The sequence below is a fragment of the Streptomyces sp. NPDC017940 genome (assembly GCF_044328435.1).
In the GTDB taxonomy this organism is placed as follows: domain Bacteria; phylum Actinomycetota; class Actinomycetes; order Streptomycetales; family Streptomycetaceae; genus Streptomyces.
The window spans coordinates 76,041-95,656 of sequence record NZ_JBIRHJ010000002.1; the positions used below are offsets into that span (position 1 = coordinate 76,041).

A 19,616-nucleotide genomic window follows, 5' to 3' on the forward strand; every position below is an offset into this window, starting at 1 on the left:
CGGGCCTGCGGCGGCCCGGCCGGCTCACGGTGGGCAGGCCGGTGCCGCCAGGCAGGCCAGGAGGCTGCGCGCCTGGACGTTGACGTGCTGGCCGCGTACGACGAGGGCGTGCAGCTGAGCCGCGGTCAGCCAGCGGTAGTCGTCGGGGAGACGCTCCGCGGCGAGGGCCTCGTCCGCCTCGACGAGGCGGTACCGGGCCGCCGCCCGGTGGAAGCGGCCGCCCTCCTCGGACAGCTCGGCGTCGAACCGTACGCGCGCCGGGTCCCCGGTCAGCGCCATGCCGTCGAACGGTCCGGCCTCCTCGGCGGTCACGGGCCCGGTGTCCGCCGACCACTGGACGGTGGGGCCGACCTCGACGAGGTCGCCGAGCCCCGGTTCGGTCCTGGCCCGGACCAGGACACGGGGAGCGGAAGCGATGGAGCGGCACAGGAACGCCGCGAGGCCGGGGCGGCCGGGTGCGAGCAGGGGCTGCGCCCACTGCCGCACCTCACGGGTGCCCGCCGCCACCCGGACCCCGATGATCCGGAACGGCCTCCCGCTGTCGGCGGCGATCTCCGTGTCCGTGCGGGTCCAGCCGCGCACGTCCGCGAGCGGGACGGTCCTCGCCTGCCAGGGACAGCGCTGCTTGGCATCGATGAGCCAGCTGGTGAGGGACCGCAGCGCGGATACGGAGACCGCGCCCGGCCCGGCCACCGGGTCCACGGCGCCCACGGCGTCCACGGGGTCCACCGCGTCCGGCACCGGCCCCGTGGGCAGGCAGCCGAGCACGGAGCGCGTGTCCATGTTGACCAGGTGGTCGACGCGCAGCAGCCTCCGTACGGTCCGCAGCGCCACCCAGCGGAAGTCGGGGTGCTCGGCGACCTACCTCGCCTCGCCCGCTCCGCCGCCGCGCCACCTCACCGCCGAGACCTGTCGCGCGCTGCTGCGCGGGCCCGGGTTCGACTTCGAGCGCGACGTGTGGACCCTCGCCGTGCAGGAGCTGTGCCGGGCGTACTACCACGAGCTGTTCACCGTCCACCCCGACCGCACCCGCATGGACTGGGCGGCGTTCGCGGCGCAGTACGAGCACTTCGTGTGGCACGACGACCGCGCCGCGAAGCTCGTGCGCGCCGCCGTCCCCGACCCCGACGACCACTTCGCCCCCGACCGCCTCATGGATCCGCTCGCGGGACTCGGCCGTGTCGGCCCGCAGGTGCTGCAACAACGGGTCCGCGCGCACCTGCGTGACAGCGTCCGACGGCGACGGGAGCCGCGGCACAGCGCGCACGTGGCGGTGGTCCGCGCGCTCCGCTCGGTCGGCGGTGTCATCGGCGAGCTGTACAACGGGGGCGAACTCCCGCCCGCGGCCGCCGCCGCGGCTCTGCGTCTGTTCTCCGTCGGAGCCTTCCTGAGCAGCGGCCCGCCACCGCTGCGGATGGAGCAGCTGATCGCCCTCAGCGAGGCGGGCGTGGTCACCTTCACCGGCCCCGGCACGACCGTGACCACGGCGGCCGCCCCCTCCGCCTTCCACGCGTCGAGCCCGCACGTGCGGGTCTCGTACACGGCTCGCATCCTGCTCGACGCCCGGCTCCCGGACCCCGATCTGGCCCGTACCGCCGACCCCCTGCTGCGCAGTCTCCTCGCGGCGGGCCACATCAGCGAGGAGACCGTGCCCGACGCCTCCGGCCGCCCCCGCGCCACCGGGGCGGTACGTGTCCGTGACGGGCACCCTCTCGACGCGGCGGGCCGCGCACACCGCACCTGGTACCTCGCGGGCCCCGAGCAGTTCCCGCACGCGGGGACGGACGCGGGCTTCTTCCGCCGCAACGACGGGATCGCCCGCGCGGTTCTGCTGAACCGGAGCGGGCCGACCCGGCTAGAGTGATCCGCCAAGCGGACACAGTCGCCCCCCGGTTCGGCCGGGTGCAGTCGTGGGGCGTGTCGGGGGTTCGGTGAGGGTGGGGGTTTGCGTTGGGGGAAGCGAGGCGACCCACCGTGGTCGTGCTCACTGCCTTGCAGGTGGAGTACGAGGCGATGCTGCACCACCTGAGGGGCGTGCAGGAGGTCGAGACGCCGCAGGGCACTCTCCTCGACGTCGGCCGGGTCCCCGGTCTGGCCTGGCAGGTGGCCCTGGCCGAGACGGGACCCACCAACACCCGTGCCGCCCTCGTCGCCGAGTCGGCGATCGAGCACTTCGACGCCGAGGCGGTCTTCTTCGTCGGTGTGGCCGGTGCGCTCAAGGACCATGTGCGCCTCGGTGACGTGGTCGTCGCCAGCAAGATCTACGGCTACCACGGCGGTCGCGAGAGCCAGGACGGCTTCAACGCCCGGCCCTCCCTCGCGGACGCCTCGCACCGCGTGGACCAGTTGGTGCGCTCCGCCCGCCGCAATGCCCCCTGGGCCTATCTCACCCCGCCGCCCGACCCCTCCGCACAGCCGGATGTGCACTTCGAACCGATCGCCGCCGGCGATGTACTGATCGGTTCTCGGGACTCCGAGACGGCCCGCAGGATCCGGCGGCACTACAACGACGCCGTGGCCGTCGACATGGAGAGCCACGGTGTCGCCCAGGCGGCCAGGATGCACGCCGGGATCGAGATGCTCGCGGTCCGGGGCATCAGCGACCTCGCGGGCCCCGAGAAGGCGGCTGCCGACGCGAGGGGTTCGCAACGTACGGCGTCGCGGCACGCCGCGGCCTTCGCGCTGCGGATACTGCGCGACCTGCGGCCCGCCGGGCGGGCCCCGCGGGTGCGGCCGGAGCGGCCCACGGCCTTCCTGGTGTCGGGGCCCCGCCGGGACACCGGCACCGCGGGCTGGGAGAGCCGACCGGTCGTCAGAGCGGGCGACCAGGAGTACCTGCTGTACGAAGGTCCCGACGACCTCCTCCAGGAGTCGCGGGAGGGCGACGTCGTGCGGCGGCAGGCCGTGGCCCGCGTGACCTCGGCCTCCGACCGGAACTCGCGCGGCTCGTACGTCTGGCTGCGCCAGGTCCAGCGGAGAGGACCGCTGCCGGGAGCGGCGTGCGATCCCCTCACGATGCTCGAGCGCGAGGCCAAACTCTCCCTCAGGCATCGGGGGCCCGGTGTGGTACAGGTCGACCGCCGGGGGGACACCGCCACACTGGCCCTGGTCTGGCCCGCCGATCGGCGACTTGGCCGCCCCTACGGCACTCTGTACGACCTCCTGCCTGCGGCTCCCCGGGGAGCGGACCCGTTGCGGCTGCTGACGATCGTGAAGGGTCTTGCCGCGGTCGCGCAGTTCCTCGCCGGGCTGCACGCCGGGGAGCTGTCGCACCGCGCGCTCCGGCCGACCGCGATCGTCATGAACCAACAACGCGCATTCCTACGGGACTTCGGCCTGGCCGCCGTGCCTCCACGCCCTGGTGAGCACGTCGGCCCCTACCAGGCACCGGAACAACGGCACGGCTCCGCCGCCCGCCCGGGACCCGCCGCCGACGTCTACCAGTTGGGTGCGCTGCTGCACCACGCGCTCACCGGCCGTCCGCCTGTCCCCGGGCTGCCTCCCTCCCGGCCCCCGGGTGCCGTGCCGGACCGTCTCGTGCGGGCGGCCACCAACGCACTGCGGCAGGACCCGGCCGCCCGCCCCGGCGTCCGTGTGCTGCACCGTGAGTTGCTCGCCGGCACCCGGGACCTGCTGGCCGCCCCGCCACACCCCTGAACGGCACCGATACCCCTGAAAGGCACCGATGTCCGTCGCCACCGTCGCCCTGCCTGCCCCGCTGGTGCTCGTCCCCGGAATGTCCCTCGACGAACGGCTCCGTCAGAGGGCCGGGACGAGCGCGGGGCTGCCGGCTGACGTCCTACAGATCGTCACCGATCTGAACCGCATGGAGGGTGGGGCCCCGGCGCACATCTCTCCGGCCAGTGACCGGTTCAAGGCCTCCCTGCTGGTCCATACGCGCACCTACCGGCTGCGTCTGGAAGTGACCCGTCGCGGCACCGGCTACTTCGTCAAGACCATCGACCCCCTGCGCCTAGCCGACCATGCGCGTCTCGCCCGGTCCTGTCTTCTCCTGCGACCGCCCGCCTGGCACATGGTGCTCGACCTGACAGCGGTGCCCGAGGGCTCGGACGGACAGTGGCAGCAGATCGAGGACGCTTGGCGGGACCTCGGTCAGGTACGCGCGGAGCAGCAGGGAGTCGCTCCGCCGAGTGACGCGCAGACGGAGTTCCTCGACACGGTGGACCGGCTGATCGACGCCACCGAGGAGATCACCACCCGGGAGCAGCGCGGTGCGGCGCCCTTCCCGTATCAGCAGCGGACGGCGACCGGTGGCAGGCGCAGCACTCCACAGTCGATGTACGAGTTCCAGCTCGTCGCGAACGAGTCGCCCGCTTCCGGCGACTTCGTCCGGGTGCAGGGGGACGAAGACGCCCGCGGCCGGGTGACACGGGCCGTGGGAAAGTACGTCACCGTGCGCTTCGACCGCCCCGTGTCATGGGAGCGCTTGCCGGATCGCGGCGCCCTGGAGCGCACGCCGAACACCGTGGTCCACAACAAACAGCGGCAGGCGGTCGCAGCGTTGCGCGCCCAGGACACGAAGAACCCGGGACTGCTCCCCGCCCTGGTCGAGGGCCGCGTACGCAGCGTCCCTGACAGCCCCGCGCGGCCGCACCAGGAGCTGGATCCGGAGCAACTGGCGGCCTTCCGCAAGGCGTTGGCCACCCAGGACATACTCGTCGTCCTCGGCCCGCCAGGAACGGGCAAGACCCGGACCATCACCGAGATGGCCCACACCAGCGCCCTCACGACCGCAGCCGGTGGCGGCCGGGTCCTCATCACCTCCCACACCAATCGCGCCGTGGACAACGCCCTGGCCAGGCTGCCCCGGGATCTGGTGGTGGTACGCGTCGGGGACGAGGGCAACGTGCACGCCGATGTGAAACCTCTGCTCCTGGAGGAGCAGCGGGAGAGCCTGTCCCAGGAGATCAGGAGCGCCATGACCGCGCGGGCGCAGGCCTACCGGGAGGCGGAGGCCGCGACGCCGTGGACGGCCGAACTCGACACCCGGCTCGACCGGGCCGAGATCCTCGCCCGGCAGGAGGAGGCGGCAGCCGTGCGCCTGCGCACCGTCGTCCAGGAGGCCGGCGCACCGGCCCGGCAGACCCTGGCCGCGCTCTGCCGCGAGGAGGACGAGCAGGCGGCGGAATGGCAGCGTCTCAGCGAACGGGCCACCTGGCTCCAGGAGAAGTCGCGGTCCGACCGGCGGCGCGCCGACTCCTGGTTGCTCGGTTGGCTGTACCGCTCGCGGCTGCGCAGACAGGAGGAGGAGCGCGGTGCCCTGGATGCCCGGCTCCGGGAGCTCGCGGGCGTCCGCCCCGAACGGCGGCGGCGCATCGAGGCGGCGCGTACCGCTGTCGACCGGGCGGTCGACGAGTCCCCCGCCGTGCTCTCGGTCCGTACCGCACGGGACACGGCGGAGCGGCAGCTCAGGACGGCTGTCCAAGCTGCCTACGAGGCCGCCGACATGGCGGTGATGGCACTGTGCGCCGTGCTCTCCGAGCCGACCGTCCCCACCCGGCAGCTCGATCCGGCCGACGCGATGGCCACACTGCGGTCCCTGCACGGGCGTCTGAAGGAGTGGCTGCCGCTGGCGGCCGAACGCAGCAAGCTCACCGAGCAGTGGAACGCGGCCATCGACGAGGACCCCGGCCAGCTGGTGCCCGAACTGATCCGTTACGCCCAGGTGATCGGTGCGACCTGTATCGGTGCCGCGTCACGTGCCGAACTGGCCGGGGTCGACTTCGACCTGGGGATCATCGACGAGGCGGGCCAGATCGGCGTGGCGGACGCCCTGGTGCCGCTGACCCGGGTCAGGCGCGGTGTCCTGGTCGGCGACGACCGGCAGCTCCCGCCCTTCCTCGATTCCGAGGTGGCCGAGTGGGGCCGGGAGACGGGGGATCCCGCGCTGCTCGAGATGATGTCGCAGAGCGCCCTGGAGCGACTGCGTGCCGGGCTTCCCGCCTCCCACGTCGTCCAGCTGACCCGGCAGCGCCGCATGCCCACCGAGATCGCCGACTTCATCTCCGCCACCTTCTACCGGAACGAACTGGTCACCGAGAAGGAACACCGGCACACCGACCCGCTGTTCGCCAGTCCGATGGCCTTCGTCGACACCGCCGGTCTGCCGGTACGTGAGCGCCGGGAGACGGCCGGCCGGCGTGCCGAGGAACGCCTCGGCCACAAGGGCGCGTTCAACACCTGCGAGGCGCGCCTCCTCGCCCGGCTCGCCGCCTTCTACCACCGGCGCGGCTCCGAGTGGGTGGTGATCGTCCCCTATCGGGCGCAGCGCGCCGAGGTCATCCGTCATCTCACCCCGCTGATCGGGGACTCGCAGCTCGCGGCCTCCTCGGTCGGCAGCGTCGACTCCTACCAGGGCGGGGAGCGCGACGTCGTCCTGTACGGCTTCACACGGAGCAACGCCCAGGGGCGGGTGGGCTTCCTCGCGGAGCTGCGCCGTGTGAACGTCGCCTTCACCCGGGCCAAGAGCCTGCTGGTGATGACGGGCGACCTGGGTACCCTGCTCGGCGCCGACGACCCTGCTTTCCGTTCGCTGGCCGACGATCTCCACCGGTATCTGCGTGACCACGGCGACGTGCGGGACTATCGGGACGTCATGAGCGCCCTCGACGCCGCCGCCCCGGCACCGGAAGGAGACCGCCCGTGACCACGGCGCCGCGCCTCATACGATTCCCTCCGGAGCGTGTCCTGGAGGATGCCGCCTTCGGCCGGGGAATCATCCCCAGTCGGCTGTACGCACTGCTGCTGCCCGTGTGGGAGGTGGAGATCCGCGCCGACATCACCGAGGGCGAGGACTTCTCCCTCATCGACCGGTTCCTGGAGCGCGGACTGCGCCACGGCGGTCTGCACACCGTCGACGAACTCGCCGCGTTCTTCGCCCTCGACCGGGCCTTGGTGGCGCAGGCCGTACGCTTCCTGGCGGCGATCGGCCATGTCGAGGAGTCGGTGGGGCGGCTCTCCCTGACGCCCTTGGGGCAGCGGTCCGTGGACGACGACGTCCGCTATGTGATCACGCGTCAGGACCGGCGCAAACTGTACTTCGAAGCGCTGAGCTGCTCTCCGCTGACCCGGGCCCACTACGACCAGGACGTCGTGACGCTGCTGTCCGGCGAGAGCCTGGAGAGGGCTCTGCGAGCCGACCGGTATCCGCGCTTCACCCCGATCTACGCGACCTCCGGCTTCGACCGCGCTGCCCTGCAACGGCTGGTGGGCAGCAAGGACCGGGCCCGGTTCAATCTGCCGGTCGCCCTGGACGCGGTGGAGAGCCTCGGTGAGGAGCTCGTCTTCCTCCCGGTCTATCTGGTACGCGGCCGTGCCGGGCTGCTGGTCTACGGGCAGGCGGAAGCGGGCCTTGCGCCCGATCCGGAGCTCAGCGAACTCTGCGGTCGGACACCGGAGTTGCTCAGTGCGCTCGACCATGAGGAGGCGACCGACGACGCGGACGAGCGCGTCCTGAAAGTCGCCCGCAATTGGCTTCGTCAGCGGGGCTTCGACGGAGTCGCTCCGGAGCAGGACGACGATGGCACCTGGTCGGTTTCGCTGCCTGCCACCGCTTTCGGTGCGGACGGGCTTCCGGTGTCCCGCATCGGCACCTACCGGATGGCAGGCACCCGCTTCTTCCGTGTGGACTGCCCGGACGACACACAGCGCAAGCACGCTCTGCTGAAGCGCCTGGACCAGAACCTCGGCGCGCGGCGCCAGGTCACCCGTCAGGAGGCCGAGGAACTCGTCGCACGCCTGTCGCGGCAACTGCGTCTGGAGGCCCCCACTCTGTCCCGACTCCTCGGTGGCGCCGGGAGGACCGGCCTCAGCGGCCTGGAAGCCCAGCTCACCCGACTGGAGAAGGAGCAACGGTAGTGGACAGCGGTCAGCTCGCCCTCGCCGAGTACGAGCAGGTGAAGCAGGAACAGCGGGCCCGCATCGGCTTCCGCGACAATCTCATCTACGCGACCCTCGGCGTGATGGCCGCCGTCATCGGCTCGACGCTGCCTCGGGGCGGTCACATCGAGTTGCTTCTGCTGCTGCCTCCCCTGTCGGTCGTTCTCGGGTGGACGTACCTGGTCAACGACGAGAAGATCTCCGCCGTCGGCCGGTACGTACGCGACGAGCTGGCACCTCGGCTCGAAGAGCTCACTGCGGAGCGACACGAGGTGTTCGGCTGGGAGTCGGCACACCGCCGCGACGCGCACCGCCGCTCCCGCAAACGCATCCAACTGGCCGTCGATCTGCTCACCTTCTGCGTGGCACCGCTGGCGGCCCTCACCGTCTACTGGGTGCTCTGCCCTGCGCACTGGCCGCTCCTCCTGGTCTCCGTGGTGGAAACGGCCATGGTCGCGGGCCTCGCCACCCAGATCGTGCGCTACGCCGACATGCGGTAGGGCGGACGCCACCGGCGCACTAGCCGAGGAAGCTGAGCCGCACCTTGCGGTCCGGGTTGTCCTTGTTCGTGTCGACCAGGCACACCGACTGCCAGGTGCCGAGCTCAAGGCTTCCGCCGATCACCGGCAGGGTCGCGTGCGGGGCGATCAGGGCGGGCAGGACGTGGTCGCGGCCGTGGCCGGGGCTGCCGTGGCGGTGCTGCCAGCGGTCGTCGGCGGGCAGCAGGGTGTGCAGCGCGGCGAGGAGGTCGGAGTCGCTGCCCGCGCCGGTCTCCAGGACGGCGACGCCGGCGGTGGCGTGCGGGACGAACACATTGAGCAGACCGTCACGTCCGCGAGCCGCCTCGCGCAGGAAGCTCTCGCACTCGTGGGTGAGGTCCACGACCGTCTCCGCGGAGCCGCTCGTGACGTTCAGGATCCGGGTGGTGAAGGCGCCTGTCGTGTCGTTCATGGCTCCCATCCTGCACCAGACCCGCCCTCCGGCGACTGCGCGCAACGGGGTGTCCCGCCTCCGGCGTCGGCGTGCGACGGAGTGCACTGCCTCCGGCGTCAGCATGCGACGAGGTGTCCTTCCATTCCGTGGTACGAGATGTCCATTCCCCGAGACACCGTTGACCGTGTGCGGACGGGATCGCTACGTTTCGGCGCATGTTGCGTTCAGCCTTGCTCACTTCGCGCGGTCACATCGACCTGCTGCGGGTGGCCTCCTCCGCGTGTCGCCGCGGCTGCTGACGCGCCTTCTCCTTCCTTTTCTCCCCTGCGGGTTCCCTCTGCTTCGTGCGGGGTCTCCCCCGCCTTGCTCGGGACTCGTCGTGCTTCCGCGGCTGCTTCCGGTCGGCGTCCCGCTCGTCCACACCGCCGTCGCGCCGCGCGGCTCGTGCCGAAGCTCCCTCCGGCGCTGACGCACCGCCCCGGCGCTGAGTACGCCGAGCAGCGCTGAACCCGTTCGTCCACGTACCGCACGCACTCCGCGTACCGCACGCATCCCGCCCCGCCCTGCCCTGGAGCGACATGAGCATCAGTCATGCCCCACCACCACCCGCCGCACCCGACATATCCCTGGAAAAGGCGACTCCGCTCGCACCCGGCCTCGTCGCCCTGGTCCCCTCCTCGTCCCGCGGGACCCGCGTCCCGCGCTGGCTGCGCCGCACCACAGGACCCGTACTGCTGCTCGGACTGTGGCAACTCCTCAGTGCCACCGGGGCCCTCGCCCCCGACGTGCTCGCGGCCCCCGGGACCATCGCCCGCGTCGCCGGGGATCTGATCGAGGACGGCTCGCTGACCTCCGCCATGGGAGTGTCGTTGCAGCGCGTCGCCGTCGGGCTGCTGCTCGGCACCCTCGTCGGCACCGGGCTCGCGCTCCTCTCGGGTCTCTTCCGCGTCGGTGAGGACCTGGTCGACGCCAGCGTGCAGATGCTGCGGACGGTGCCGTTCGTGGGGCTCATCCCGCTGTTCATCCTCTGGTTCGGCATCGGCGAGACCCCCAAGATCGCCGTCATCACACTCGGTGTGTCGTTCCCGCTCTATCTGAACGTGTACGCCGGTATCCGCGGCGTCGACTCCCAGCTGATCGAGGCCGGGGAGTCCCTGGGGCTCTCCCGGTGGGGCCTCGTACGGCATGTGATCCTGCCCGGCGCGCTCCCCGGCGCCATGACCGGACTGCGGTACTCCCTCGGCATCGCCTGGCTCGCCCTCGTCTTCGCCGAACAGATCAACGCCGACTCGGGCATCGGCTTCCTGATGGTCCAGGCGCGGGACTTCCTGCGGACCGACGTCATCGTCGTCTGCCTGATCGTCTACGCCTTCCTCGGCCTGCTCGCCGACTTCGTGGTCCGCACTCTCGAAAGGCTGCTCCTGCAATGGCGACCGACGTTCACCGGCCGGTGACCGGCACCCCGGCCGTGCCCGACGGCCCCGTACACCCCCACGAGCCCGCGACCGCCGTGCGCGTCGACGGCCTCACCCGGGCCTTCGACGGCCGTCCGGTCATCGACCGGCTGCACCTCGACATCCGTGCCGGGGAGTTCGTCGCCCTGCTCGGCCGCAGCGGCTGCGGGAAGTCCACCCTGCTGCGCGTCCTCGCCGGGCTCGACCGGGACATCGAGGGCACCGTCCTCGTACCGCGCCGCAAGGCCGTCGCGTTCCAAGCGCCCCGCCTCATGCCGTGGAAGCGGGTGTGGCGCAACGTGGTCCTCGGGCTGCCCGGCAAGCCGGAGCGGGCCCGCGCGGAACGGGCCCTGGCGGAAGTGGGACTCGGCCATCGTGCGCAGGCCTGGCCCAAGACCCTCTCCGGAGGCGAGGCCCAGCGTGCCTCGCTGGCCCGTGCCCTGGTGCGCGAACCGGATCTGCTGCTCCTCGACGAGCCGTTCGGCGCCCTCGACGCGCTGACCCGGGTCACGGCACAGCGACTCGTCGACGAGTTGTGGCAGCGCCGCGGCTGCGCCGTGCTCCTCGTCACGCACGACGTGGAGGAGGCGGTGCTGCTCGCCGACCGCGTCCTCGTCATGGACGAGGGGGTCATCGCCCACGAGCAGCCCATCGACCTGCCGCGGCCGCGTGACATCGCCGACCCGCGGTTCGCCGCGCTCCGCACCGGCCTCCTCGAACGCCTCGGGGTCGAGGCGCCCGCCGCGTCGCCCGGCGTCAAGGCCGACGCGGCCTGACGCACCGCCCACCGCCCACCGCCCGCGGGCGGCCCGCGAGGACGGCCGCCTGCCACCCGCCGCACCCGACACCGGAAGACACCCCCGCACCCGACACCCCAAGACTCCCCCGCACCCGAAACCCGCAGACACCGCCGCACCCGACTCCCCAAGAACGGACCGCTGCCCATGCCACGCCGCTCACGCCGACGCCTCCTCCCCCTGCTGCTCCTCCCCCTCGCCCTGCCGCTCGCCGCCTGCGCGGGCACCTCCTCCGCCAACTCCTCCAGCGGCGGCCTCGGCGGCGGCACCACCGACGGGAAGGGGTCGCTCACGCTCAGCGTCGGTGACCAGAAGGGCGGTTCGGAGGCCGTCCTGCGGGCCGCCGGAGAGCTCGACGACCTCACGTACAAGATCAAGTGGTCCACGTTCACCTCCGGTCCTCCGCTCCTGGAGGCCGTGAACGCCAAGGCCGTCGACATCGGCGCGGTCGGCAACACGCCACCCGTGTTCGCCGCGGGCGCGGGTTCGAAGATCTCCGTGGTGGCCGCGAGCCACGGCACCGCGCACGGCGAGGTGATCGCCGTGCCCAAGGACTCCGGGCTGCGCGGCACGGCCGACCTCAAGGGCAGGTCCGTGGCGGTGGCGCAGGGCTCGTCCGCGCACTACCAGCTCATCGCCTCCCTCAAGAAGGTGGGGCTGACGCTCAAGGACGTGCAGGTCAAGTATCTGCAACCCGCGGACGCGCTCGCCGCCTTCAGCGCCGGCAAGGTGGACGCCTGGGCGGTGTGGGACCCGTACACCTCACAGGTGCTCCGCGGCGGCAAGGCGCGGGTGCTCACCGACGGCGAGGGCGTCGTCAACGGGCTCAGCTTCCAGGTCGCCGCGCCCGGCGCGCTGAAGGACAAGAAGAAGGCCGCGGCGATCGACGACTATCTGCGGCGCCTTCGCACGGCTCAGGACTGGGTCTTCAAGCACCCCGAGGCGTGGGCGAAGGTCTGGGCGAAGGAGACGGGGCTGCCGTACGAGGTGGCGCTCGACGCCGTCAAACGCACCAACGGCACCCGCGTCCCCGTCGCTCTGGACCGCGCCGCCATCGCCTCCGAGCAGCGCATCGTCGACACCTTCGCGGACCTGAAGCTCATCCCGCGCCGCGTCGACTTCGCCGAGTTCACCGACACCCGGTTCAACGGCTCGCTGCCGCCCTCCACCACCGCGCCCCGCACCTACAAGGAGTCCTGAGCATGACCGTCCACCTCCACTGGTTCCTGCCGACGGGCGGCGACGGCCGCACCCTCGTGGACCGGCACGCCTACACCGACGGCGGCATCAAGCGCTCGCGCGTCACACCGGTCAGCGGGGTGCGCGCCCCCGACATCGAGTATCTGGCCCAGATCGCCAAGGCCGCCGAGCAGTTGGGCTTCGAGGCGGTGCTCACCCCGACCGGCACCTGGTGCGAGGACGCCTGGCTGACCACCGTGGCGCTCGCGCAGCACACCGAGCGGCTGAAGTTCCTGGTGGCGTTCCGGCCCGGGGTGATCTCGCCCGTGCTCGCGGCCCAGATGGCGGCGACCTACCAGCGCATCACCCGCGGACGGCTGCTGCTCAACGTCGTCACCGGCGGCGACGCCACCGAACAGCGGCGCTTCGGCGACCACTTGGACCACGACCGCCGCTATGCCCGCACCGACGAGTTCCTGTCGGTGGTGCGCGGGGCGTGGAGCGGACGCCCCTACGACTTCGAGGGCGAGCACTACCGGATCGACGGCGGCCTGACCGCGCTGCCCCCCGACCCGCTGCCGGAGATCTTCTTCGGCGGCTCGTCGCCCGCCGCGGGCCCGGTCGCCGCACGGCACAGCGACGTCTATCTCACCTGGGGCGAGCCGCCGGAGCAGGTGCGGCAGAAGATCGACTGGATCCGGGGACTCGCCGAGGCCGAGGGCCGCACGGTGCGCTTCGGGGTCCGGCTGCACACCATCTCCCGCGACTCCGCCGCCGAGGCCTGGGCGACCGCGGACCGGCTGCTCGCGGACCTCGACCCGGCCACCGTCGCCGCCGAGAAGGAGGCGCTCGGCCGCAGCGAATCCGTCGGGCAGCAGCGCATGCTGGCGCTGCACGGCGGTTCCCGGGACAACCTGGTGATCGCGCCGAACCTGTGGGCGGGCGTCGGCCTGGTCCGCGGCGGCGCGGGCACCGCCCTGGTGGGCAGCCACGCCGAGGTCGCCGACCGGATCGAGGAGTACCACGCGCTCGGCATCGACCACTTCGTGCTCTCCGGCTATCCGCATCTGGAGGAGGCGTACTGGTTCGGCGAGGGCGTGATCCCCGACCTCGCGGCACGCGGGCTCCTGCCGCGCATCCCGGCCTCCCCGCTCGCCGGTGTCCCGGCGGCGAACGGCCGTCCGGCCTCGGCTCCGGGGGGTGCGCCGCTGCTGGTGGCCGGGGGGCGCTGAGGGCTCTCGGTGGGGGGTGGGAACATCCGGCCGACGGGCGGGAAGATCCCGCCCCCTGCCCTAGTTAGTAGAAGCGTGAACGACATCGAGGTACGAGACGCGGGTGCCACCGAGGTGGACGTGGTGGTGATCGGTGCGGGGCAGGCGGGACTGTCCAGCGCCTACCACCTGCGGCGCAGGGGGCTGGAACCGGAGCGGGACTTCGTCGTCCTCGACCACGCGCCACGGCCCGGCGGGGCGTGGCAGTTCCGGTGGCCGTCCCTGACGTACGGCAAGGTGCACGGCATGCACGCGCTGCCGGGCATGGAGCTGACGGGCGCGGACCCCGAGCGCCCCTCCTCGGAGGTCATAGGCGCCTACTTCGACGCCTACGAGCAGCGCTTCGCCCTGCGCGTACGGCGCCCCGTCGACGTGCACCGGGTCACCGAGGGCGAGGGCGGGCGGCTCCTCGTGGAGACGGACGCGGGTACCTGGTCGACGCGGGCCCTGATCAACGCGACCGGCACCTGGGACCGGCCCTTCTGGCCGCGCTACCCCGGTCAGGAGACCTTCCGCGGCCGGCAGCTGCACACCGCCGTCTACCCCGGGCCCGAGGCGTTCCGCGGACAGCGCGTGATCGTCGTGGGCGGCGGTGCGTCCGGTACCCAGCACCTGATGGAGATCGCGCCGTACGCCGCCGAGACCTGGTGGGTGACGCGGCGCCCGCCCGTCTTCGCCGAGGGCCCCTTCGACGAGGACCGCGGCCGGGCCGCCGTCGCGCTCGTCGAGGAGCGGGTGCGGCAGGGGCTGCCGCCCATGAGCGTGGTGTCGGTGACCGGCCTCGCGGTCACCGACGCGGTGCGCGAGGCGCGCGCGGACGGCGTCCTCGACCGCCTCCCGATGTTCGACCGGATCACGCCCGACGGCGTCACCTGGGCCGACGGACGCCACGTCGAGGCGGACGTCATCCTGTGGGCGACCGGCTTCCGCGCGGCGGTCGAGCACCTGGCTCCGCTGCGGCTGCGGGAGCCCGGTGGCGGCATCCGCATGGACGGCACCCGGGCGGCGGCCGACCCCCGGGTCCACCTGGTGGGGTACGGCCCTTCGGCGAGCACCATCGGCGCCAACCGGGCGGGGCGGGCGGCGGTACGGGACATCGTGCGGCTGCTCGGCGGGGTGCCGGCCGGGGTGTGACCACGCGGCGCGGGTCGCCCGGCGCCGAGGGGGCGACCGCTGGGTGCCTAAAGGCGCCGGACGCCGTGTGCGGGTCGCCGTGCACCCGTACGCCGGATGCGGGTCCTCGTATACGGGTCGCCGTAGGCCGTGTGCGGGTCCTCGTATGCAGGTCGCCGTAGGCCATGTGCGGGTCGCCGTGCGTCGCGGGACCTCACCCCGCTGCGGCGTGCGGCGCCAACCCTAGGAGCGGGCCGCGCGGCGGACAGTGAGGGGGTGGCGTGGCGCCGTCGAGCGGGGTGCCCTGGCGGCCGGGGAGGTCAGGACGCGGATGTGGTCGGTGAAGTCGGCGCAGGGCAGCGGGAGTTCGAGGTCCGGGTCCACGTAGTCGACGGCGGACGCGACGTAGTCCATGACGACGCGCACGACACCCGGCCGGGCTCCCGGGCCGACCGCCCGTTCCGTGACCTTGAGCCCGCTGAGCACCCGCAGCATGGTGGGCACGCTCCGGTCGGTGCGCACGGGCGGATGGCCGTGGGGGAAGCCCGCCTCGGGACGCCCGCCAGGATCAGGACGCCCGCCCGGCTCAGGACGCCCGCCAGGTTCGGGCACCCCGCCCGGCCCGGGCGCGTCCGGGGCGGGAACGACGGCGGCGCCCGGCTCCGCGGCGGCGCCCAACTCCGCGGCGGCACCCGGCGGCGCCGGGTCGGCGGCGGCACCCGCCAGCCCCCGGGCGCCGGGCGTCTGCCGCTGCCACCACACCGCCTCGCCCCGCTCGCCGAGGGAGAGATGGTGCAGATGGAGGCAGTACGAAGCGGCGACGTCACCGGCGCCGGCGGCGTACTGCCACCAGAAGCGGGCCGAGTCCTCCGCGCCGTTCAGCTGCATGATGCAGCCGAGCACCCGGGCCCCGGGCGGCTCGGGCAGCACCCGGGTGACGAAGTCGCGCAGCGAGGCGATGGCCCGGGCGGTCACGGCCGCCTCGCACAGGTTCCGCAGGTCGCGTGCCGCACCCCGGTGCGCGCCGTCCGCCCTGCCGACGTCCGCCGCCGCGGCGGTGCCGCCCGGTGGGGCCGGGGGGCCCAAGGGTGCCGTGGACCCCCCGGTAGCCGTGGGGAAGGTGGCGGCGATGTGGCCGTGGGCCCGGCCTGCCGACGGACGCCGCTTCGGGGCCGTGGTGGTGCCGGGCGGGGGCATCCTGACGGGGTCGCTCGGGGTGTCGGTCCCGTCCTGGAGCCGGGCGCGGGCGAGCAGTTCGTCAATCGGTGCGGTCACCGGGGTGTCCCTCCTGGAAGGCGGTGCGCAGACAGCCGTCGAGGTGACGCCGTGCGTGCCTGGCCGTGGAGCGCACCGTCGCGAGCGGCACGCCGAGCACCCCGGCGACAGCGTTCTCGTCCATGGCGCGCAGATGCAGCAGCACCATGACGTCGAGCTGCCCGGGGGGGCAGTCGTCGCAGCGCGTCGAAGAGGCGCATGGACTCCTCGATCTGCGCGACGGGGTCGGCCGCCGTGCGCAGGGCGACCGTGTCGAAGGCGGCTTCGAGGAGGGCGGGGCTGCCGTCGGGGTGGGGCGTGCGCTCCATGACGGTCTGGCGCAGGATCTGCCAGGCGAACCGCTCGGGGTTGTCACCGGCCAGGGCCTCGTCCCAGAGGAACAGGAGCAGGATGAAGACGTCGTTGACCGCGCGGCGCGCGTCGGGGCGGCGCCGCAGGAAGGTGTGCGCGTAGCCGGTGTAGGCGTCGCGGTACAGGTCCTGGAAGGCGGCGAAGTGCAGTGGAAGGCGATCGTCGGCGGACAGGCCGTCCCCTCGCAGGCAGCTGTTGATCCAGATGGTTCGCTTGTTGGCCTCGCGTGCGGCGAGTGCCCACAGGGCGCGCATGTACGCCATCGACGGGGCGGGCCAGTGGAGGGCGGTGAGCAGGCTGCGCGTGAACTCCCAGCGGGGATAGCGCCCCGCGGCGCGCAGGAGCTCCGATATCTTCGACCGGGACCAGCCCGTCTCACGCTCGAGATGGCCGATCGTCAGACCGCTGGCCAGATAGGACGCGCGCAGCGGTTCGAGCCAGGCGCGGTGGGCGGGACCGGTTCCGTCCGTGACCGGTCCGAGCTTGCGGCCCCGCTTGCTGCGCGGGGGGCCCTCGGAGAACGGCGTCGACATGGCCTTGCCGGTCACCCGGCGCCTCCCTCACCTCGCCCGGCCTGTGGCGGGGCCTCCTCGCCGCCGCGCCCGCCCCGTGGGTGTTTCCTGTCTCGCCTGTACATCAGGCTCCTCATGTGCGTCCGCGGCCGTCTACGTCCGGAGCCGGTCCCTCCGGACGCCCGTGGACGCCCTGGTTTCGGAACCGGCAGCCAAGCATGGAACCTTCGGGCGCCCTGGGCGACTGGAACTGGCGATCGGGGAACAATCAGCACCGCATGCTGACTCAAAATGAGGCATGCCAGGACCATATGCGGGCCCCCGCCAGGCCGTAGGAGCCGCTGCGGCGGCTACGAAGAGTCACTCGGGCGGGTACTACGCAGGGTCACCCGGCCGGGTACAGGGTGTAGAGCAGTTTGTCGGGGACGACCGGCCGGCCGCCGCCCTGGAGTACGCCCGCGGTCGCGTTGTCGACCAGACCCCGCTTCACCTGCGCCGGTGTGTCCCCGGGCCGTAGGCCGAGGTGCAGCGCCGCCGCGCCCGCGGCGTGCGCGGTCGCCATCGACGTACCGCTGAGCGTGGCCGTGGCGGTGTCACTGTCCTTCCAGGCCGAGGGGATGCGGTCGCCCGGCGCGAACAGCGACACGCAGGGGCCGTGGTTGGAGGAGGGCGTCACCCGGTCGGAGCGGTCGCTGGCGCCGACGGTCACCGCTTCGGGCACGCGCGAGGGGGAACTGGAGCAGGCGCCGCCGGACTGTCCTGAACTGCCCGCCGAGACGGTGTACGTGACACCCGCGGCGATGGACCCGCGTACGGCCCGGTCGACGAGGTCACTGGCCCCGCCGCCCAGGCTCATGTTGGCCACGGCGGGCCGCGCGGCGTTGGCCGTCACCCAGTCGATGCCCGCGACGACTCCGGAGACGGTGCCCGACCCCTGGCAGCCCAGGACGCGCACCGCCACCAGGCCGGCCTGTTTCGCCACCCCGTAGGTGGCACCCGCGGTGACGCCGCCGACGTGGGTGCCGTGGCCGTTGCAGTCGTTGCCGTTCTGCCCGTCACCGACGGTGTCGACACCGACCGAGGCCCGGCCGCCGAACTCCTGGTGCGAGGTGCGCAGTCCGGTGTCGATGACGTACACGCCGACGTCGGGCGCGGTGGTCCGGTACGTGTACGTCGTGGAGAGCGGCAGCCGCCGCTGGTCGACGCGGTCCAGTCCCCAGGGGGCGTTCGGCTGCGTCTCGTCGGCTTGCGGGAGACGGGCGCGCGCGGAGGGTATTCGGGCCCCGTCCCGGCCCCGGTCCCGGGCGCCGTCCGCAGCCGCCGGTCGCTCCCGTGGCGTCTCCGGGCGTACGCGGGTGTCCTGACCGGTGAGGGTCGCGCGGGTGTCCTGGCGTGCGAGGGCGACTCGGGTGTCCTCGCGTACGAGGGCCACTCGGGGGTCGGCGGCCGTGCGGGCCGCCTGCGCGCGGGTCATCCGTACGGAGAACCCGTGCAGCGCGGCCCGGTACACATGCCCGAGCCTCGCCCCTTCCGCCCGCCCGACGAGTTCGCGCGCCACGGCAGGCACATCGGCCGCGGAGGCGCCCGCGGGCTCCTTCAGGACGACGATCCAGCCGTCCGTCGCCACCGCACGGGCGCCCGCACCGGGAGCGACGCCGAGCTGGAGACCCGCGGCGGCGATCAGCACGGCGGACACTGCCGCGCCCGCGGGCCTGCGGCATGAGGACCTTCTCGTCTGCCTCATCTGCGGTGCACCTGGACCTTTCATGAACCGTGGACGGGTCGGGATCATGTGCGGTGCGTGGTGCGTCCGTTGCCGGAGATTCCGCTGCCCCGGCTTCGGCCCTGCTGCCCGGGCTTCGCTGCCCGGGCTTCGGCGGAGCGCACGCCAGGGTCTCGCGCGGGCCGTGGCGGCACAAGGCCCGACGCTCAGTGGGCGGCGGCCCGCTTCGCGTTGCGGTTGAACTCCGCCACGTTCCGCTGCTGTTCCTCGTACTGCGCTGTGAACCGCGTGTCCCCCCGCTTCACCGTCACGAAGTACAGCCAGTCCCCCGGCGTGGGGCTGGTCGCGGCCCGCATGGCGGCCTCGCCGGGATTGCCGATGGGCGTCGGCGGCAGACCCATGCGGGCATAGGTGTTGTAGGGGCTGCTGACCTTCGTATCGCGATGGGTGGTCTTCAAGGTGGAGCGCTTGAGGGCGTAGTTGATGGTGGAGTCCATCTGCAACGGCATGCCCCGGTCCAGGCGGTTGTAGATGACACGGGCGACCTTGCCCATGTCCTTCTCGCTGTCCGCCTCGGCCTCGACCATGCTGGCGATGGTGACCGTCTGGTAGATGTTCACGGCGTTCCGGTCGGCCCCGGCGGTGACATGACCACCGCTGAACTTCTTGTTCGCGGTGTTGACCATGTACGACAGGACGGAGGCGGGCGTCGACTGCGAGCCGATGGGGTAGGTCGCCGGGAAGAGATAGCCCTCGGGGTTGCCGCCCGCGTCACCCGGGAGCTTGAGGTCGGTCTTGGAGACGGTCTGCTTCGTGGTCCCGGGCCGCACCTTCAGGGCCTTGTCGACGGCCGCGTACACCTGGGCGGAGCGCCAGCCCTCCGGGACGGTCAGCGTCTTGGGCCGGGTCTCGTCGTCGGGCAGCAGCAGCGGCACCGTCACGGCGGTGACCGCCGCCGCGCTGCCGATGGCGAGCACGGCGATCCAGCCCCGGCGCGTCAGCCGGATCGTGCCCCGTTTCTTTCCCCGTGGCGGGGTCATGGTGTGCATGCGGGCACGCTAACCCGACATTCTTCATATTTCCTGTAAATCTGCCGCATATGCGTGTAC

The 19,616-nt window shown here is 72.7% G+C and carries 17 protein-coding genes; 11 read left to right on the plus strand and 6 right to left on the minus strand.

The features are described from left to right. Positions 1–24: 24 nt before the first annotated feature. Positions 25–834 carry an NDP-hexose 2,3-dehydratase family protein gene (locus tag ACH4DX_RS06460; RefSeq protein ID WP_398154237.1) on the minus strand — a complete coding sequence of 270 codons (810 nt, stop codon included), beginning with the start codon at positions 832–834 and terminating at the stop codon, positions 25–27. Between ACH4DX_RS06460 and ACH4DX_RS06465 the strand changes: the two genes are divergently transcribed. The 5 genes from ACH4DX_RS06465 to ACH4DX_RS06485 all read left to right on the plus strand — a co-directional run bounded on the left by ACH4DX_RS06465 (position 782) and on the right by ACH4DX_RS06485 (position 8,399). Further along, on the plus strand, positions 782–1,864 hold the full coding sequence (locus ACH4DX_RS06465) for a hypothetical protein (RefSeq protein ID WP_398154238.1): 1,083 nt from the start codon (positions 782–784) through the stop codon (positions 1,862–1,864). The two genes, ACH4DX_RS06460 and ACH4DX_RS06465, sit on opposite strands and share 53 nt — an antisense overlap. Positions 1,865–1,974: 110 nt before the next feature. Beyond that, complete coding sequence (locus ACH4DX_RS06470) at positions 1,975–3,657, plus strand: hypothetical protein (RefSeq protein WP_398154239.1); 1,683 nt, start codon at positions 1,975–1,977, stop codon at positions 3,655–3,657. 28 nt (positions 3,658–3,685) lie between these two features. Beyond that, on the plus strand, positions 3,686–6,667 hold the full coding sequence (locus ACH4DX_RS06475; protein WP_398154240.1) for a DEAD/DEAH box helicase: 2,982 nt from the start codon (positions 3,686–3,688) through the stop codon (positions 6,665–6,667). Then, entirely contained in the window at positions 6,664–7,878 is a 1,215-nt protein-coding gene (locus ACH4DX_RS06480) for a hypothetical protein (protein ID WP_398154241.1), read from the plus strand. The genes ACH4DX_RS06475 and ACH4DX_RS06480 overlap by 4 nt, the downstream gene beginning before the upstream one ends. Beyond that, positions 7,878–8,399 (plus strand): hypothetical protein, encoded by a 522-nt coding sequence (locus ACH4DX_RS06485; protein ID WP_398154242.1) that lies wholly within the window; start codon positions 7,878–7,880, stop codon positions 8,397–8,399. Before ACH4DX_RS06480 ends, ACH4DX_RS06485 begins: the two co-directional genes overlap by 1 nt. Before the next feature lie 19 nt (positions 8,400–8,418). On the opposite strand, the gene ACH4DX_RS06490 is transcribed toward ACH4DX_RS06485, so the two are convergent. Continuing rightward, positions 8,419–8,850, minus strand: coding sequence for a YjbQ family protein (locus ACH4DX_RS06490; protein ID WP_398113990.1), 432 nt, complete (start codon positions 8,848–8,850; stop codon positions 8,419–8,421). A 197-nt stretch (positions 8,851–9,047) separates the two neighbouring features. Here ACH4DX_RS06490 and ACH4DX_RS06495 point away from each other — a divergent pair, with 197 nt between their 5' ends. The 6 genes from ACH4DX_RS06495 (at position 9,048) to ACH4DX_RS06520 (ending at position 14,667) form a co-directional block, all read left to right on the plus strand. Continuing rightward, a complete protein-coding gene (locus ACH4DX_RS06495) occupies positions 9,048–9,131 on the plus strand; it encodes a putative leader peptide (protein WP_350892797.1) in 84 nt (27 codons plus the stop codon). Positions 9,132–9,410: 279 nt separating this feature from the next. Next, the gene (locus tag ACH4DX_RS06500) at positions 9,411–10,286 is read left to right on the plus strand and encodes an ABC transporter permease (RefSeq protein WP_398154243.1); all 876 of its coding nucleotides are present in this window, start codon (positions 9,411–9,413) and stop codon (positions 10,284–10,286) included. Next, positions 10,259–11,062, plus strand: a complete 804-nt coding sequence (locus ACH4DX_RS06505; RefSeq protein ID WP_398154244.1) for an ABC transporter ATP-binding protein — start codon at positions 10,259–10,261, stop codon at positions 11,060–11,062. Before ACH4DX_RS06500 ends, ACH4DX_RS06505 begins: the two co-directional genes overlap by 28 nt. A gap of 168 nt (positions 11,063–11,230) precedes the next feature. After that, positions 11,231–12,283 (plus strand): ABC transporter substrate-binding protein, encoded by a 1,053-nt coding sequence (locus ACH4DX_RS06510; RefSeq protein ID WP_398154245.1) that lies wholly within the window; start codon positions 11,231–11,233, stop codon positions 12,281–12,283. A 2-nt stretch (positions 12,284–12,285) separates the two neighbouring features. Next, positions 12,286–13,494 carry an LLM class flavin-dependent oxidoreductase gene (locus ACH4DX_RS06515; RefSeq protein WP_398154246.1) on the plus strand — a complete coding sequence of 403 codons (1,209 nt, stop codon included), beginning with the start codon at positions 12,286–12,288 and terminating at the stop codon, positions 13,492–13,494. Positions 13,495–13,569: 75 nt separating this feature from the next. After that, positions 13,570–14,667: an FAD-dependent oxidoreductase gene (locus tag ACH4DX_RS06520; RefSeq protein ID WP_398154247.1), complete on the plus strand. Its 1,098-nt coding sequence runs from the start codon at positions 13,570–13,572 to the stop codon at positions 14,665–14,667. A gap of 222 nt (positions 14,668–14,889) precedes the next feature. Here the strand turns inward: ACH4DX_RS06520 and ACH4DX_RS06525 are convergent, their stop codons facing one another. The 4 genes from ACH4DX_RS06525 to mltG form a co-directional block, all read right to left on the minus strand. Continuing rightward, positions 14,890–15,921 (minus strand): hypothetical protein, encoded by a 1,032-nt coding sequence (locus ACH4DX_RS06525; RefSeq protein WP_398113999.1) that lies wholly within the window; start codon positions 15,919–15,921, stop codon positions 14,890–14,892. Next, the gene (locus ACH4DX_RS06530; RefSeq protein WP_398154248.1) at positions 15,918–16,820 is read right to left on the minus strand and encodes a helix-turn-helix domain-containing protein; all 903 of its coding nucleotides are present in this window, start codon (positions 16,818–16,820) and stop codon (positions 15,918–15,920) included. The genes ACH4DX_RS06525 and ACH4DX_RS06530 overlap by 4 nt, the downstream gene beginning before the upstream one ends. A gap of 349 nt (positions 16,821–17,169) precedes the next feature. Beyond that, positions 17,170–18,528, minus strand: coding sequence for a S8 family serine peptidase (locus tag ACH4DX_RS06535; RefSeq protein ID WP_398114003.1), 1,359 nt, complete (start codon positions 18,526–18,528; stop codon positions 17,170–17,172). A 185-nt stretch (positions 18,529–18,713) separates the two neighbouring features. Further along, positions 18,714–19,556, minus strand: coding sequence for an endolytic transglycosylase MltG (gene mltG / locus ACH4DX_RS06540; protein ID WP_398114005.1), 843 nt, complete (start codon positions 19,554–19,556; stop codon positions 18,714–18,716). Positions 19,557–19,616 lie beyond the last annotated feature (60 nt).

Bases quoted from the DNA above. Each gene is read 5' to 3' on its own strand.
- ACH4DX_RS06465 (WP_398154238.1), top strand. From the start codon at position 782: ATGTTGACCAGGTGGTCGACGCGCAGCAGCCTCCGTACGGTCCGCAGC.
- ACH4DX_RS06475 (WP_398154240.1), top strand. From the start codon at position 3,686: ATGTCCGTCGCCACCGTCGCCCTGCCTGCCCCGCTGGTGCTCGTCCCC.
- ACH4DX_RS06490 (WP_398113990.1), bottom strand. From the start codon at position 8,850: ATGAACGACACGACAGGCGCCTTCACCACCCGGATCCTGAACGTCACG.
- ACH4DX_RS06495 (WP_350892797.1), top strand. From the start codon at position 9,048: ATGTTGCGTTCAGCCTTGCTCACTTCGCGCGGTCACATCGACCTGCTG.
- ACH4DX_RS06500 (WP_398154243.1), top strand. From the start codon at position 9,411: ATGAGCATCAGTCATGCCCCACCACCACCCGCCGCACCCGACATATCC.
- ACH4DX_RS06505 (WP_398154244.1), top strand. From the start codon at position 10,259: ATGGCGACCGACGTTCACCGGCCGGTGACCGGCACCCCGGCCGTGCCC.
- ACH4DX_RS06510 (WP_398154245.1), top strand. From the start codon at position 11,231: ATGCCACGCCGCTCACGCCGACGCCTCCTCCCCCTGCTGCTCCTCCCC.
- ACH4DX_RS06515 (WP_398154246.1), top strand. From the start codon at position 12,286: ATGACCGTCCACCTCCACTGGTTCCTGCCGACGGGCGGCGACGGCCGC.
- ACH4DX_RS06535 (WP_398114003.1), bottom strand. From the start codon at position 18,528: ATGAGGCAGACGAGAAGGTCCTCATGCCGCAGGCCCGCGGGCGCGGCA.
- mltG (WP_398114005.1), bottom strand. From the start codon at position 19,556: ATGCACACCATGACCCCGCCACGGGGAAAGAAACGGGGCACGATCCGG.